Genomic DNA, 16,369 nt, shown 5'->3' with positions numbered 1-16,369 from the left:
GGAAACGCCTTGGAGTTGGGCGATTACGCCTCGTTCGCCAAACGGCGGTGGCGTTGGATTCTGTGCGGCCTCCTGCTCGGGGTGATCGTCGGTGCGGCGTACCTGCAACTGGCGCCGAAGACCTACACCTCGACGGCCAAGGTGCTCGTCTCGGCGACGTCCACAGACACCGAACCAACGGGCGGCGTTAGCAGCAGCGAGGGGATCAACCTCGATACCGAGGCACAGCTGGTGCGATCCGTCGCCGTCGCCGAAGGCGCAGGCGAGGAACTCGACGACCCGTCCGATCCGGTCGAGCTCGCCTCGAAGGTGACCGTCACCGTTCCGGCCAACACGACAGTCCTCGTGATCGCGTTCGAAGCGTCGAGCCCGGCCGAGGCGCAGGCTGGGGCCGCCGCATTCGCCCAGTCGTACCTCGACAACCGGGCCACTACGGCGCAGGATGCCGTCGACGCAGACATCGCGAGTCTGCGAGACCGGGTCGACGACCTCACTGACCAACTGTCGCAGACCTCCGAGGAGATTCGCGCTACTGACGACACCGCCCAGCTCAGCGTCCTACGCGCGAGGCGGATGCAGCTGACCGCTCAGCTGGACACTCTCAACACTCAGCTCAGCCCGCTCGAGGGCACCGTCCAGCGGCCAGGCACGATCATCGTCGACCCGCAGCAGCCGAGCTCACCGACGTCGCCACGACCGCTTCTGGTGATGGTGAGTACCGTCCTGTTGGGCCTGCTGGGTTCGCTCGCGGCCGCCGTGTTGCGGGAGAAGCTTGACCGGAGGCCACACACCCGCCACGACCTCGAACGCAACTACGGCTTGCCGGTCATGGCCGATGTTCGGGTTTTCGACACGGTGACCGGCGTAGTCGAGGCACCGTTGCCCGAGGTGCGCTCCTTGTATCACTCGATCATCGCTGCTTACGGCGGGTCCACTCGCAGCGTCCTGGTTTGCGGACCCGGCGATCAGTCCGCCGCGAGCGCGATCAGCTCGACGTTGGCGGCGCTCTCGGCGCAGACCGGGACGATCACGGTGCACGTACGAGAGCCCTCGGATAGCGCCGGGGTCCGCAGTGAGGCGCGTGATATCGACCGGCGCGGTGCGTTGAGCCGCACCGATCACTCGACGTTGGGCATCGCCAGTCGCGGAGAGCTCCGGCACCGGCGGATTCGACCCGTGCTCGACGACCTCGAGGCGAAGTACGACCTGACGATTCTCGATCTGCCGACCGGCGACCCATCCTTCGATCTGCCACTGCTCGGGCGACACGTCGACCTCGTGTTGATCGTCGTCGACCTGGGCAACACCGGGCGAGACGAGATGGAAGCCGTCGTCGATGATGTGAAGAAGGTCGGTGCGACGGACGTCGCCGGTGTCGCGGTTCATCGTGAGCGTAAGAAGGCACGCCTGCGCCGACGTGATCGTAAGCGTGCGCGGGCGGCGGAGGCGGCAACGGCCGCCAACGCTGCGGCGCGCCCGGATCCCGACGAGGGCTCCGAGTCGAGCGCCACCAGTGAGTCCGTGACCGACCATGAGCCGGTCGGTCAAACCAAGCCCAAGTCGAAGCTCCTGCGCAGAGGCGCATGATGACAGGGTCCTCGAACGTCTCGGAGCACCAGCTCGTGTTCGTCGGCGGTCTCCACCGCAGCGGCACGACAGCGCTGGCGCGCGCGCTAGGACGCCACGATGCGGTGAGCGCGTTCGCAAACACCGGGGTCAAGGAGGACGAAGGGCAGCACCTCCAGGACGTGTACCCGTCTGCGCGTGCATACGGCGGTGCCGGCCGGTTCGCGTTCGACCCGGCGGCGCATCTCACCGAGGCGTCGCCGCTGGTCTCGCGCGCGAACGCCGACCGCCTGCTCGCTCAGTGGTCGCGGCACTGGGACCGCTCGGCGCCCGTCTGGGTGGAGAAGTCACCGCCGAACCTGATCATGACGCGGTTCCTGCAGGCGCTCTATCCGTCGGCACGCTTCGTGATGATCATCCGCCACCCCGTTGTCGTGACGCTGTCGACGAACAGGTGGCGCCGCACAACCCGGCGCGCGCGGCTGATCGAGCATTGGCTGAGGGCGTACGAGCTGTTCGCGGCGGACGCGAGCGGAAACGACCAGGTGCTGCTGGTCCGGTACGAAGACCTCGTGGCCGACCCAGCTTCCGTCCTGGCACGGGTCGGCGGCTTCCTCCGGCTCGACGGACCTGTCCCGGCAGACTCCATCGAGGCCTCCCGTAGCGACGTGTACGCCGAACGCTGGCGCGAGATCCGAGGGTCTCGCTGGCCCTGGCATGGGGCCGCTGCCGAGCGGCTGATCCGCACCTACGCCGACCGCGTCGCCGCATTCGGGTACGACCTCCGCGACCTCTCGATGGTCGGCGACGTGGTCCGGGCACGGAGTCACGATGGCTAACGGGCCGATCGTCGTTCTCATCATGTCGCACACCGATCCGGCGCAGGTCAGTCGCCTTACGCGTGCCGTGCTCGAGGGGTGCAATACGAAGGTCGTGATCCACCACGACCAAAAGGGCCCAAGATTGGATGTCCGGGCGTCCGAACGTGTTCACATCATCCAGAACTCGCGCACGATCCGTTGGGGTCGCCCGGAGCTCGCATGGGCAGTACTGGATTCGCTCGAGCAATGTCGGCGGGTAGTTCCCGATCTTTCCTGGGTCCTAGTCGTATCTGGCCAGGACATGCCCATCATGCCGATGGCAGAGATCGAGGCCGATCTTGATGCCGCCAACGCGGATGCGATGTTGCAGCACTATGAGGTGACGCCACGCCAAGTTGAAGGAGAGCATCACTGGCAGACGAGGTGTCGTGGCCGCTACCTACGCAGGCGTCGTGTTCCGTTCGGCAGGCGTTCTGTCCCATTTCCTCGTCTGTCGCCGTTCTCTAGTTCGCTGAAGCTGTTCATAGGGGCGACTTGGGTCAACCTGAACGATCGAGCGCTCGATCACATCGTGAGGCAGCGCTCGCGTATGACCCGCGTAGACAGATATCTGGCCCGATGTTCGAACTCGGACGAGGCGTTGCTGCCGACATTGCTGTTGAACGACAGTGCCGAACTCGCCATCGTCAATGACCACCGCCGATTCATCGTGTGGCCCGACCAGTCTCCCCACCCGGAAACTCTGTCAATCGGGCACCTGGAGTCATTGGCGGCGAGCGGTGCCTATTTTGCGCGAAAGTTCGAGACCGCGGCAAGCAGCGAATTGCTGACGGAGATCGGTGCGAGGTCGCAATGATCAGCGGCCCCACAACCGTGGACCGGCTCTCGACTGATGTGGATGGCCGGGTCGCCGTTGGGTCGCCGAGTGTGGTCGCTCGTCGCCGGCGCGGCGGCCTTCGACCCGGATGGCAGATCGGCCTGCTCACCGCCGGCATCCCGCTGTGGTGGGCACTCGGCGTCACCGACCTGATCCTGCCCGTGCTCGCGGCGCCACTCGCTTGGCAGCTGCGTCGGCGCAGACCGCGGGTGCCGCGAGGCTTCTGGCTGTGGGGGTTGTTCCTGGTCTGGGTTGCCGCGAGCAGCCTGATGCTGAACTTCCAGGTGCCCGACACGCTCGGGTCCGAGGGGATCGGGCGGTACATCGCCTACACCGTTCGGTTGCTTCAGTACGTGAGTGTGACGGTGATCCTTCTGTACGTCGGCACCTCGACGGAGAAGGAGCTGCCGCGAGCTCGTCTGATCAGGTGGATCGCCTGGCTCGGCGTCTTCTGCGTAGCACTCGGAGTGGCGGCCATGGTCTTCCCGAGCTATGAGTTCGAGACCTTGTTGACGCGATTCATGCCCGATTCGCTCGTCGGCGGGTCAGGTACAGCCCGGTTGGCCCAGGTGCAAGACATCATCGGCGATCCCGAGGCACGCCCTGCGGCTCCGTTCGCCTACACCAACGCCTGGGGCAACGTACTCTCCCTGTGCTTGATCTGGGCCGTGCTCGCCTGGGGCGTCATGGGGAGCCTCGGCAAACGCGTAATGCTCGTTGTGCTGATCGCTGTCGCGGCAGTTCCGATCATCCACTCGCTGAACCGAGCGGTGTGGATCGGCATGCTCCTCGCGCTCGCGTACGTCATAGTCAGACTCGCGGTGCGCGGGAGGCTGCTGGTCGGTTTCATCAGCTTGGCTGTGGCGTCCGCTGCCGCGGTGGTGTTCGTGATGTCGCCGTTGAGCACGTTGGTGTCCGAGCGGCTCGACAACCCGCACAGCAACGACATTCGGGCCTCGTTGGCGGACGCATCCTGGCGTGCGGCCGAGGCGTCTCCGATCATCGGAGCGGGAAGCACTCGGCTCACGATCGGGAGCGGGAACTCGATCGCGGTCGGAGCTAGCGCCGATTGCCCGAAGTGCGGCAACCGGGTGATCGGAAGCACCGGACAGTTCTGGCTGCTGCTGATCGCACAGGGGTTCGTCGGCGCAGCCCTGTACCTCGGGTTCCTGCTCCGTATGGCCTGGTTTGGACGCAAGGACGCCTCACCACTCGGCATCGCGGCAACGCTCGTCCTGCTACTCCAGGTGTTCTATGCCTTCTTCTACACGGGCTTGACCGTTCCGCTGACGATCTCGATGGTGTCCGCAGGGCTGCTGTGGCGTAACGATCAGCTCCGGCGGGAAGCGTTGGCTCGGCCCGATGACGGCGCGCTGAACGGTGCATCCGGCGAGACCCGAGGGGTGGTAGGCGTATGAGCGAGCGCGCATCGCATCGCCCGGCAGCAATGGAGCTGCTCGACACGCTCTATCCGGTCGGCGTCTCGTCTGCCCCGCCGGAATCGAGGCAGCGGCTCCAACGCTTCACCGCGATACCTTCCGTAAGATCCGCACGCCTGCTGGTTTCTGCTCGGTCGGCGAGGGCGTCGGCGAGTGCGATCAAGCGGCAGCTCGCCGGGCAGCGTCGGCGAACGCGGCTGGCTCGCGGCGTCGTCTCGACCGCTGCCCGAGTAGGTGCCCTGCGGTGGCTCCCGGGAGCAACCCTCGTTGTTGTGCCGACGCAGGGCGCAGACTTCACCGACGCGCTCGCGAAACGCCTCGGTCGCCGAGACGTGCACCTCACGCTGCCGATCGGACCTCGTCGAGCCAATCGCAAGCCGATCATCCAGGTGAGCGATGACCACGGCATCGCATTGGCGTTCGTGAAGGTCGGCCACAACGCGTTGACCGGCAGGCTCGTCGAAGCCGAGTCCGCAGTGTTGACGCGACTGGCTTCGTGGAGTCGACCATCGATCGTCGTACCCGAGCGGATGTTCACGTTCGGATGGCACGGATGCCAGGTGCTCGGCATCAGCCCGCTTGACCTACCGGAGTCGCGGCTCACGGGAGCTCCTGCACGCGCGCGACTCATCGAGATCGTCCACGAGATCTCCGCGTCGGCGGGTCGCCCGACGAAGCAGGGCTGGGTCGGTCACCCGCTTCGACGCCGCCTGGCCGACTCGTTCGACGCGATGGGTGCCGAGGGCGACGAGTATGCGAAGGCACTTGCCAGACTCGACGGAGGGATGCTGTTGGCCACCGGTGCTTGGCACGGCGACTTCAATTCCGGCAACTTCGCCCTCACCTCAGGGGCGTGCCCGGTATGGGATTGGGAACGGTACGAACCTGTCGGCGTGCCGGTCGGGTTCGACTTGCTCCACCATGACCTGCACCAGTGGATCACGGTCGACCGTATGCCACCGCGTGCCGCGGCCGATCGGTTGGTTGCCACGGCCCCGACCGTGCTGGCAGGTGTGGCGCCGCGAGAGCAAAGCACCGTACTTGCGCGCGCATACCTGCTCACGTTGGCGGACCGATACCTACGTGACGACCAGCAGACGGCCGGTGGTGCGTTGGGCGCCGTGTGCGATTGGCTGCTACCGGCGCTGACCCACGACCATGAGACGGGGGCAACCGCATGAAGCCGATGACAATGCAAGGCGGCGTCGAGGCCGGCCGTCGCGGACTACTGCGCGCATCCGAAGCCGTGGCGGTGCCGACCGCCTTCGCCCGGCTGGAGCCGACGTTCCTGATCGTGGGCGCGCAGAGGTGTGGCACGACCTCGATGTTCAAGACGCTCATCCAGCATCCCGATGTCGTACGACCCTTCCTGCGCAAGGGCATTCACTATTTCGACAAGAACTATGACCGAGGGCAGAGCTGGTATCGCGGCCATTTTCCGTTGCGAGCCGGTGCGATGCTGCGCGGCGCCAGAGGTACGAAGCACACGGGTGAGTCGAGCCCCTACTACATGTTCCATCCGCACGCCGTCACCAGAATCGCCCGCGATCTGCCGGACGTACGTCTGCTCATGCTGCTCCGGGACCCGGTAGAACGGGCGTACTCCGCACATGCGCACGAGTACGCCCGGGGCTTTGAGACGCTCGACTTCGAGGCAGCGATCGCGGCCGAGCCCGGTCGGCTCGAGGGCGAATGGCAACGGATAGAAGACGATCCGACGTACGACAGCCCTCAGATCCAGCACAACGCGTACCTATCCCGCGGTCGCTACATCGAGCAGATCGAGCGCGTCGTCGCCGAGGTCGGGCGGGAGCGGCTGTTGCTCGTCGACTCGGGTGACTTCTTCACCAGCCCCGAGCCGGTGTTCGAGCAGGTACGCAAGTTCCTCGGGCTGCGACCGGCGGTCACGATCTCCTTCGAACGGCACAACGCGCGCCCACGGTCTGCGCTCGACGACCGGCTCCGCACCGACCTACGTCGACAGTTCGAGCCCTGGGACACACGCCTCGCCGAATGGTGGGGACATACCCCGTCATGGCGGAGGTGACGGGCGACACGGCAACGGGTGCCGGCAGACATCACGCGGCGCTCCGGTCGCTGGCGCGCGAAAGCCTGCTGAGCTTGATCGGCAGCGTCACTGCCGGTGCGTTGAGCCTGCTGCTTCCTATTGTCGTGACCCGGCAGCTGGCTACACACGACGCAGGGGTGTTCTTCGAGGCGACGGCGTTGTTCATGGTGCTGCTCAACCTGGGGACGCTCGGCGCCGACACGGGAGTGCTGCGCTCGTTGCCGCAGGCTCAGGCGCTCGGTGAGTCGAACACCATCGGGGTATACCTGCGCACGGCGATCCGTTGGCCGGTCGTCTGTGCGGTCGTGGTCGGACTCGCGCTCGCGCTGAGCGCACCGCAGATCGGGGCCTTGCTCGTCGGTGACACCGGATCGGCCGACGACGCGATGACGACCTGCCTCTATATCGTCGCGGGAATGCTTCCGGTGACGGTCGCATACACGGTCGGGGTTTCGGCAACGCGAGGGCTGGGCTCGATTCGGGTACTGGTGCTGGTCGACAAGATCGGCAAGGGCTTCTTGCAACTCCTGCTAGTTCTGGGAGCTGTCGTCGTAATCGACACCGCGGCCGGAGCGGTGGCGGGCTGGACCCTTGCGTACCTGATCGGGCTCCTCGTTGTCGCACACTGGATCGTGCGCTATCGGCGTCGCCGCGGAGACTCGGCGCGACAACCGACGTCGCGCGCAGACCGCAGCGCGCTGGTTCGTTCGTTCTGGGCGTTCTCGGCACCGCGGGCGGTATCGCGCGTTTGCAACGTCGCGATGCAGCGCGCCGATGTGCTCCTTGTCGGCGCGCTGCTCGGGGCGGCCGACGCCGCCCTGTACGCGGCCGCGACGCGGTTCCTGGTGATCGGGACGATGTTCGTACAGTCGATCCAGCAGGTGATGGCGCCGAAGATCAGCGAGGCAGTTGCCCTCGACGACAACGATCGGGCCCGGGCGATCTACCAGACCACGACGACCTGGTTGACGCTGATCTCCTGGCCTATCTACCTGCTGTCGGCGTCCTTCGCGTCGTTGTTGCTAGGCGTGTTCGGGCCCTCATACACATCTGGGTGGCCGACCGTGGTCATCCTTTGTCTGACGATGCTCGTCGCGACTTCATGCGGTCCGGTCGACTCAGTGCTACTGATGGCCGGACGCAGCATGCAGAGCCTCGGCAATGCCGTGCTCGCTCTGCTCGTGATGGTGGTCATCGATCTGGTGCTGATACCGGAACTCGGCATCACCGGTGCAGCGATCGGCTGGTCCGTTGGCATCTTGGTGAAGAACCTGATGGCACTCTGGCAGGTGAACGTGGGTCTTCGCATGCACCCATTCGGGCAATCGTTGCTGATTGCAGCGGCAGGTGCGTTGACTTGTTTCGGGGTTATTCCGGCGATCGCCAATGCGCTCCTCGACAACGAAGTGATGAAACTCGGAGTTTCAATCTGTGTCGGAACCGCTGTGTATGCGGTTGGCGTGGCCGTGTTCCGGCTCACATTTCGTCTTGACGGGCTGTCGATCCGACGGTCCTAACCGCGCCTTCGCGAATCTGTAATCGTTTCATTCGGGACTTCTCCGGTATTTGTTTCGCCTCTCACGCTGAGTAAAAACTCCTCTTTTGCGGGGTTTCGGCGCAAGGTTTATCGTCTTGTGCTTGTTAACCGTCCGCAATTGAGTGGTTACTATGAGTACTACGTCACACCGTGTGCATCGCACACTTTTCGTATTGTCAACAAGCGCCGCAATGACTGTCGCTCCGCTAGCAGCAACGGGTGCAAGCCAATCGGGATCCACCAGTGCGCCGTCGACCGTCGCGAGCAAGAAGGCACCGAAGACGCTGTTCGGGTCCACTGCTCAGCGCCGAGGCGGCGAGACCGCGGCGCAGGCTTTGAAGCGCACCGATCGCAAGTTCGGCGGGGTCGACGTCGTCCGGGCATTCCACACCGGGCTGCCGGCCTCGTGGTCGAGTCTGCGATCGAACTACAAGGGTCGACGGCTCGTCGTCTCGTTCAAGGCCGACCCGGTTGCGATCGCTTCCGGTCGCCACGATCGATTCCTCACCCGATGGTTCCGGCATGCGCCGAAGAAGAAGCCCACCTTCTGGTCGTACTACCACGAGCCCGAAGACAACATCGAGGCCGGCCAGTTCACGGCTGCCCAGTACCGCCGGGCATGGAAGCATCTGAAGCGGCTCGAGGCGAAGGCACACAACCCCAAGTTGAAGTCGACGCTGATCCTGATGGCGTGGTCCCTGAACCCCAGCTCCGGGCGCTCCTGGAAGGACTATTACGTACGGTCCGCGGTCGACGTGCTCGGATGGGATGCGTACAACTACCTCATCCGGAAGAACAGCTATCTCGCGCCGAAGAAGATGTTCCGCAAGATCATCCGGATCTCGGCGCGGCAGAACCGGCCGTACGGTATCGCCGAGTTCGGCAGCCTGCTCGCCTCCGGCGACAACGGTGACCGACGGGAGGCGTGGCTTCGCCGTGCGGGTCGTTACCTGAAGAAGCACGATGCACGGTTCGTCACCTACTTCGACAGTGATGTCGGCGGTGACTTCCGACTGCGTGACCGTCCGTCCAAGCGTGGCTGGCGGTTCGTGGTGAACCGGATCGGCTGACTCCGCACACGCGTCACCAGGCAAGGCCTAGCCTTGCCGGGTGACGAGACTGCGAGCCGCACTGGCGCTCCTGCTCACGGCAGCGATCGTCGGTGCGGTCGCGGCCGTATTGGCAGACGGGCGAGCGGATCGCGGCGACGTAACCGTGTTCGGTGCCACCGTCGCCTCGCGTCCGGGCGAGTCCGCGACGGCCGCCGCGGAGCGGGCCAGCCGCGAGATCGGTACGCCGCCGATCGTGAGGCTGTTCTCGTCGTCTCGACCAGAACCCTGGCCGAAGATCACCGGCCTGGCCGGGTCGGCCGACGTAGTCGTGTCCTTCAAGGTCGCACCGCGTGAGGTACTCGACGGTGATGTGGATGCGTACCTACGCGACTGGTTTGCGCAAGCGCCGACAGATCGCGACGTGTACTGGGTCTACTTCCACGAGCCCGAGGATGATATCGAGCGAGGTGCTTTCACTGCCGACGAGTTCGTACGCGCGTGGGAGCACATCGATCGGATCGCCGATCAGGCGCATAGCCCCAGACTGATCAGCACTGTCGTCCTGATGTGCTGGACCGCACGCGCGGATTCGACACGTCGGTGGTCAGCGTACGTCCCTGCAGATCCGCCCGACGTACTTGCCTGGGACTGCTACAACGCGGCCGCAAGAGACGGCGAGTACGCGTCGCCCGCCGCCATTCTCGACGCGTCCCAGCAACTGTCGGGACGGGCAGGTTCGGCGTGGGCGATTGCGGAGCTCGGAAGCAAGCTGGCGGTCGGAGACGACGGAGCGGGACGCGCCCAGTGGCTGCGTGAAGTGGCGTCGTACTCGAGGCGCAACGACGCCGCTTTCGTCACCTACTTCAACTCGTCGGTCGGCGGCGAGTTCGAGCTCGAGGATGCGCCGTCCCAACGCGCATGGCGAGAAATCATGGCTCGGCACTGAGCTACGCGGCCGACGGTGGATCTCTCCAAACCGGGGACGGTGCGGCCACCGCGCACCTAGACTCGCGAGCAGGTTTCGGGAGGGCCGCAGATGAATCCTCGGTTGTTACTTGTCACGTCTACTGGCGGTCATCTTGCCCAGCTCGTACGTCTCCGCTCGGTCTGGGCGGATCACCCGCGAACGTGGGTGACATTCGACAAACCTGATGCACAGGAGCCGCTTGCCGGCGAGGACGTCATTCACGCGTACCACCCGACGACGCGCAATGTCGTGAACCTGGCCCGCAACTGGAACCTGGCCAGGAAGGTGATTCCTGCGGTACGTCCGGACATCGTTGTGTCCACTGGCGCGGGCGTTGCCGTGCCGTTCTTCGTCGAGGCGCGGAGGCGTGGGATCCCGACCGTGTACGTCGAGGTTTACGACCGGATCGACTCGAAGACGCTGACCGGTCGCATGTGCCGGCCGGTCACATCGCGGTTCTGTGTCCAGTGGGAAGAGCAGCGCGACCTCTACCGCGGCTCCGAGCTCATCGGGCAGGTGCTGTGAGCATCGCAGCCAATGTGCGCCCAGGCGTCCCGTTCGTGCTCGCAACGGTCGGCTCGGACCATCATCGATTCGATCGCCTCGTCGACTGGCTCGATGACTGGGCGTCGCTTCGGCCCGATGTCGACGTGTTCATCCAGTACGGGACGTCGAAGCATCCGAACAGCCCGGCGGCGCCGTATGTGTCGCATGACGAGTTGGCGGCATTGATGCGGCGAGCTGACGTGATCGTCACCCAGGGCGGCCCCATGTCGATCGTGGAAGCGCGCGATGCGGGCCGGATCCCGGTGGTCGTCGCCCGCGACCCGATGCTTGGCGAGCACGTCGACGGCCACCAGCTCGCCTTCTGCCGGCGACTGAACGATGACGGTCTGATCTACGCCGCGAACGGCGCCACCGAGTTCCGTGCGCTGCTCGACGCCGGCGTCGACGACCCAACGCCGCGCATGGATGCAGATCCAGAGGCTGACGCGCGACTTGCAACGGCGAGCCAACGGTTGGGCAACGTCATCGCGGAGCTCGGAGGGGTGCAGTCTCGGCCCAAGGTGCTGTTGATGGTCGGTTCCGGACGCAGCGGGTCGACGCTGTTGGAACGCGCGCTGGGTGACGTCCCAGGCGTCGCGTCCCTTGGCGAGACCGTCCACCTGTGGGAGCGCGGCGTACGCGATCACGAGCTGTGTGGATGTGGTCTCACATTCGACAAATGTGAGTTCTGGTCGGCAGTGGGCAAGGCGGCGTTCGACGGCTGGGAGACGCTCGATCTGAGCGAGGTCGTCGCCGATCGGCACCGTGTCGTGCGCACGCGGCGATACCTCGAACTGTTGACGACAAGTCCATCGGCGCAACACCGCCTCGAGCGTGACCGAATGGTGAGTCGACTAGGTCGGCTGTACGGCGCGGCGTACGACACGTCGGGAGCGCGACTGTTGGTCGACTCGAGCAAGCTGCCTGCGTACGCCGCGCTCGCCCGCCGCGCGCAGGTGGACCTGCGCTGCGTCCACGTGGTGCGTGACCCACGGGGGGTCGCGCACTCGTGGGCGAAATCCGTCAAGCGACCGGAGGTCGTCGACGAGGCGGTCATGATGCCTCGGTACGGGGCCGCTCGGTCGGCCGCGACATGGACGACGTTCGCTGGTCTTGCCACCGGACTACGCACCCGAGGCGTCCCGTTGACAACCGTGCGGTACGAGGACTTCTTGGACGCACCGGCCGAAACCCTGCAGCGGCTACTCGATTTCGCCGGTCACGACACCGGCACGGAGCTTGCGCATGTGGACGGTCGTCGGATCCAGCTGCGGGAGGCACACACGGTTGCCGGGAACCCTATGCGGTTCAAGACCGGAGCCGTCGACCTGGTGCGAGACGATGCGTGGCGCTCGCAGCTGCCTGCGCGAGACCGACGCGTTGTAGGGCTGCTGACCGCCGGCGTTCGGCGCGCGTTCGGCTACTAGGCTCGCGTCACCCGGTTCGCGCGGCGGCGACGCGTAGGGGTCTGCCTCTCGAACACCGATATCGACGGGCCGTTGTGAAGCCGAAACCGCAGCGTTTATAGGGGTCCTAATCAACGATGTGTCAGACGTCAGACACATTGAGTATTAGTTTGCGGAAACTTTCCGAATTTCGGTGTACATCCGCGAGGTCGGCGGTTACATGGATGGGCAGGCTTCAATCTGTGTTGGTGAGGGATGCGGCCGATGATTGTTTTTGCTCGTCGTGGGATGCGGCTTGTTGTTGGTTTCGCGTTGTGTTGTCTGGTTGCGGGTGTGTTGGCTGCGGTGGGGTCTGGTCCGTCGCGGGGTGTTGCGCCTGAGCACAACAAGGTGGTTGGTGCGGTGCCGGCGGGTACTACTCCGGCGGTGGATAACGGTTCTGTGCGTGGGATTGCTCAGATCGGTGACACGGTGGTGTTGGGGGGCAACTTCACGAAGGCGACGTCGGCGGGTGGCGGTCAGGTCACGCGTAATTATCTGCTGGCGTTTGATGCTGACACGGGCAAGATCAGTACGTCGTTTGTGCCGGCGTTGAACGGTTCGGTGGAAGAGGTGCTGGCGGGTCCGACGGCGGGGACGGTCTATGTCGTGGGTGGGTTCTCGCAGGTGAATGGTGCGAACTCGAGTCGTGTGGTGTTGCTCAGGTTGTCGGATGGTTCGCGGGTGTCGGGGTTCAGTGCGCCGGCGATGAACGGTCGTGCGAACACGATTCAGCGGTCGGGTGATCGGATCTTCGTCGGGGGCAACTTCAAGAATGTCGGCGGCAGCTTTTATGGCGGTCTTGTTGCGCTCGATGCGGACAGTGGCGCGTTGCTGCCGTACTTGAACCTTCCGGTGACGCAGCGACACAACGACTCTGGCGGTGGGGCGCAGGGAGCGGTCGGTGTGCGTGATCTTGATGTGACTCCCGATGGCAGCCGGATGGTGGCGATCGGGAACTTCAAGCGGGTCGATGGGTTGTCTCGGGACCAGGCTGTCGTGATCGATCTGTCTTCTGCCAGTGCGTCGGTTGCGAACTGGCAGACCCGGCGTTACGAGCCGTACTGCTTCAACTGGGCGTTCGACACCTATGTGCGTGGTGTGGACATGTCGCCTGACGGGAGCTACTTCGTGATTGCGACCACGGGCGGTCACAACACTGGGACGCTTTGCGATACCGCGGCGAGGTTCGAGGCGAATGCGACGGGGAGCAATATTCAGCCGACGTGGGTTGCCGATACCGGTGGCGACACGTTGTGGGCGGTGGAGACGACCGAGCAGGCGGTGTATGTCGGTGGGCATCAGCGGTGGTTCAACAATGCGATGGGCAGTGATCGTGCCGAGTCCGGTGCGGTGCCGCGGCCGGGTATCGCTGCGCTCGACCCGCGTACGGGTGTGCCGTTGAAGTGGAATCCGGGCCGTAACCCACGTGGTGCTGCGGTGTATGCGTTGCATGCGTCTTCGAGTGGGTTGTGGATGGGTAGCGACACTGTGTGGGTCGGCAACCGTCAGTACAAGCGTCCACGGATCGCGTTCTTTCCACTCGCCGGCGGCGCGGCCGTTGCCGATGACACGACGCCGAGTCTGCCGGGTTCGGTCTATCTGGGCAGGTCCGGCGGCAATCCGTTGCGTTCGGTCGACTTCGACGGGACGACGGCTGGTTCGCCGTCGAACGTCAACAGTGGCGGGATCGACTGGGGTCGAGTGCGGGGTGCGTTCCGGGTCGGCAACGAGCTGATCTACGGGCAGAGCGACGGCGCACTGTATCGGCGGTCGTTCGACGACGGCAGCTTCGGCCCGGCGACGAAGCTCGACCCGTACAACGATCCGTACTGGGCCGGTGTCGGCACCGGAAGCGGTAACACCTACGACGGACGGATCAGCGCGTTCTATTCGCAGATCCCGAACGTGACCGGGATGTACTACGACAACGGCCGACTCTTCTATACCCTGCGTGGCCAGTCCGCGTTGTTCTACCGCTTCTTCAGCGTCGACAGCGGCATCGTCGGTGTCGACCAGTTCCAAGCATCGACCGGACGTAACTGGTCGACAACCGACGGCATGTTCACCGCCGCCGGCAAGGTCTACGTCGCGACATCCAGCAACGGACTGACCGCCATCAACATCCAAAACGGCATACCCTCAGGCTCATCGACAACAGTCGGCACCGGCAACGACTGGCGCGCCAACGCACTCTTCATCGGTCGGATGAACGCTCCGCCCAAGGCCGGGTTCGCTGTCACCTGCAGCGATCGCGAGTGTGAGTTCGACGGATCGGACTCAACGGACGACAGGGGAGCGATCGCCTCGTACGAATGGGACTTCGGCGACGGCGATTCGGCGAGCGGTAAGCAGTCTCAGCACTCGTACGGCGCCGACGGGACGTACACGATCGCCTTGACGGTGACCGACGACGCTGGCAGTACAGACATGGCGACGCGTCAGGTGACGGTGTCCGCGCCGCCACCGTCGAGTGTGCGGTATCGAGCCGCCAAGGGGGTCGCGCGGCACAACGCCCGGCCACGAGTGCCGATACCCGCCAACACCAAGCGTGGTGACACCTTGTTGGCGATCGCGACCTTCGCGTCCCGGCACCCGAGGCCCATCGCACCGAAGGGTTGGAATCTGATCGGGCGCAAGTCCGATGGCAAGTTCGCGAGCTTTGCCTGGACCAAGTCGGCGCGTGCATCGGACGCAGGTTCCAAGAGGCGGTGGAGCCTTGCCGGTGGCACGAAGGCGACGTTCACGGTCGCAGCATATGCAAGGGCCGACTCGGTCGGTGCCGCTCGGAAGTCGACGTCGCGGCGTACGAAGAAGCACCGCACCCCGACCGCTCGCGCAAAGGCCGGTGACTGGGTCGTCTCGTACTGGGCCGACCGGTCGAGCTCGACGACCAAATGGAAGGCGCCGAAACCGGTGGCCGTACGACGCTCTGTGTACGGCGTGGGCAAGGGACGCGTCACGTCACTGCTCGCCGACTCGAATGGTCCGGTCGAGGGTGGACGTGTTGGACGCCGGACTGCAACAACGAACCGCAATAGTCCTCGCTCGGTCGCCTGGACAATCGTTCTGAACACCCGTTGAGTAGCGCGCACGCCGAGCGAGACGCCAGCTTGGCCTGCCCGGTCGCGACGGTCAGATGCCGCGACCGGTTCGGTGTGCGAGGCGAAGCACTGTCTCCGGGCCGACGACCCGCATGTTCACGAGTAGGGATAGGAGCGCGCGCTTCTCCGACGGTTGCCGGCGCAAGGTCGCCAGCGCAGTCGAGACCGAGTCAGAACGCCGCCCGATCGCAGCAAGGGCAAAGGCCTGCTGGCCGGTGATGCGAGCGTGGCCGCGGCGGTCGTCCGCGAACTCAGGATGCTTGTCGAGGAGGTAGTCGAGCGCGGTGACGATGGTCTCGAATCTCCTTGTGAAAAAGGACCCTTGATGCCACAGAACCTCCACGAGCGGCTCGGGGACGACCGCGATCGGTGCGCGTCGCGCGAGCCTCAGCAGAAGGTCGTAGTCCTCGCCGTAACCGCCTGGTATCTCCTCATCGACAAGTTCGGACTCGTCTTCGAACAGCTCATGTCGAATGAGGAACGTCGACGGGTGTGCTTCGGTCAGCCGATCGCGAATCAGGTCGTCGAACGAGATCGAGGCGCGGTCGATCGGCCGGGGTGTCACCGACTCTTCGAATCGGATCTGGATGCCCGTCACTGCCGCAGCTACCGAGCGCAACTCGAGTGCGTCCACTTGGCGGCGCAACTTGTTCGCCAACCAGTGATCGTCGTCGTCGCAGAAGGCGACCAAGTCGTGCTCGGCTGCGAGAATGCCGCTGTTGCGTGCGCCCGGAAGCCCAGCGGAGCGGGTGTTCTCGAGTACACGCACCCGTCGGTGTGGGTCGTCTCGCTCGAGCGTCGGTACGGGAGTGGAGCGGTCGAAGACGACCAGGACCTCGATCGGTCCGGAGTAGTCCTGGGAGACCACGGCGCCGATCGCGCACTGGAGGAGGTCGAGTCGATCGCGGGTCGCGATCACTACGGATACACCGGGAGAGGGCAATTCG

General features: G+C 65.0%; 13 protein-coding genes. 12 read left to right on the top strand and 1 reads right to left on the bottom strand.

The window, feature by feature from the left end; all coding sequences use genetic code 11:
• The first annotated feature begins 9 nt into the window (after positions 1-9).
• The 12 genes from MU582_18100 to MU582_18045 all read left to right on the top strand — a co-directional run bounded on the left by MU582_18100 (position 10) and on the right by MU582_18045 (position 15,402).
• Positions 10-1,587 carry a Wzz/FepE/Etk N-terminal domain-containing protein gene (locus MU582_18100; GenBank protein UPK74332.1) on the top strand — a complete coding sequence of 526 codons (1,578 nt, stop codon included), beginning with the start codon at positions 10-12 and terminating at the stop codon, positions 1,585-1,587.
• A complete protein-coding gene (locus tag MU582_18095) occupies positions 1,584-2,405 on the top strand; it encodes a sulfotransferase (GenBank protein ID UPK74331.1) in 822 nt (273 codons plus the stop codon). Before MU582_18100 ends, MU582_18095 begins: the two co-directional genes overlap by 4 nt.
• A complete protein-coding gene (locus MU582_18090; protein UPK74330.1) occupies positions 2,398-3,243 on the top strand; it encodes a hypothetical protein in 846 nt (281 codons plus the stop codon). The genes MU582_18095 and MU582_18090 overlap by 8 nt, the downstream gene beginning before the upstream one ends.
• Positions 3,240-4,682, top strand: coding sequence for a hypothetical protein (locus MU582_18085; GenBank protein ID UPK74329.1), 1,443 nt, complete (start codon positions 3,240-3,242; stop codon positions 4,680-4,682). Before MU582_18090 ends, MU582_18085 begins: the two co-directional genes overlap by 4 nt.
• Positions 4,679-5,884, top strand: coding sequence for a hypothetical protein (locus MU582_18080; GenBank protein ID UPK74328.1), 1,206 nt, complete (start codon positions 4,679-4,681; stop codon positions 5,882-5,884). Before MU582_18085 ends, MU582_18080 begins: the two co-directional genes overlap by 4 nt.
• A complete protein-coding gene (locus MU582_18075) occupies positions 5,881-6,750 on the top strand; it encodes a sulfotransferase (GenBank protein ID UPK74327.1) in 870 nt (289 codons plus the stop codon). Before MU582_18080 ends, MU582_18075 begins: the two co-directional genes overlap by 4 nt.
• Positions 6,738-8,288: an oligosaccharide flippase family protein gene (locus MU582_18070; protein UPK74326.1), complete on the top strand. Its 1,551-nt coding sequence runs from the start codon at positions 6,738-6,740 to the stop codon at positions 8,286-8,288. The genes MU582_18075 and MU582_18070 overlap by 13 nt, the downstream gene beginning before the upstream one ends.
• Before the next feature lie 211 nt (positions 8,289-8,499).
• Entirely contained in the window at positions 8,500-9,378 is an 879-nt protein-coding gene (locus MU582_18065) for a hypothetical protein (GenBank protein ID UPK74325.1), read from the top strand.
• 40 nt (positions 9,379-9,418) lie between these two features.
• Positions 9,419-10,306, top strand: a complete 888-nt coding sequence (locus MU582_18060) for a hypothetical protein (GenBank protein ID UPK74324.1) — start codon at positions 9,419-9,421, stop codon at positions 10,304-10,306.
• Positions 10,307-10,492: 186 nt separating this feature from the next.
• The gene (locus MU582_18055; protein UPK74323.1) at positions 10,493-10,852 is read left to right on the top strand and encodes a UDP-N-acetylglucosamine transferase subunit ALG14; all 360 of its coding nucleotides are present in this window, start codon (positions 10,493-10,495) and stop codon (positions 10,850-10,852) included.
• Complete coding sequence (locus MU582_18050) at positions 10,849-12,300, top strand: sulfotransferase (protein UPK74322.1); 1,452 nt, start codon at positions 10,849-10,851, stop codon at positions 12,298-12,300. Before MU582_18055 ends, MU582_18050 begins: the two co-directional genes overlap by 4 nt.
• A 420-nt stretch (positions 12,301-12,720) precedes the next feature.
• The gene (locus tag MU582_18045) at positions 12,721-15,402 is read left to right on the top strand and encodes a PKD domain-containing protein (GenBank protein ID UPK74321.1); all 2,682 of its coding nucleotides are present in this window, start codon (positions 12,721-12,723) and stop codon (positions 15,400-15,402) included.
• 51 nt (positions 15,403-15,453) lie between these two features.
• On the opposite strand, the gene MU582_18040 is transcribed toward MU582_18045, so the two are convergent.
• Positions 15,454-16,341: a glycosyltransferase family 2 protein gene (locus MU582_18040; GenBank protein ID UPK74320.1), complete on the bottom strand. Its 888-nt coding sequence runs from the start codon at positions 16,339-16,341 to the stop codon at positions 15,454-15,456.
• Positions 16,342-16,369: the final 28 nt, after the last annotated feature.

This window comes from Nocardioidaceae bacterium SCSIO 66511 (assembly GCA_023100825.1).
Lineage (GTDB): Bacteria > Actinomycetota > Actinomycetes > Propionibacteriales > Nocardioidaceae > Solicola.
The sequence above is the reverse complement of the archived record's forward strand: the minus strand, read 5'-3'. Positions and strand labels throughout refer to the sequence as shown.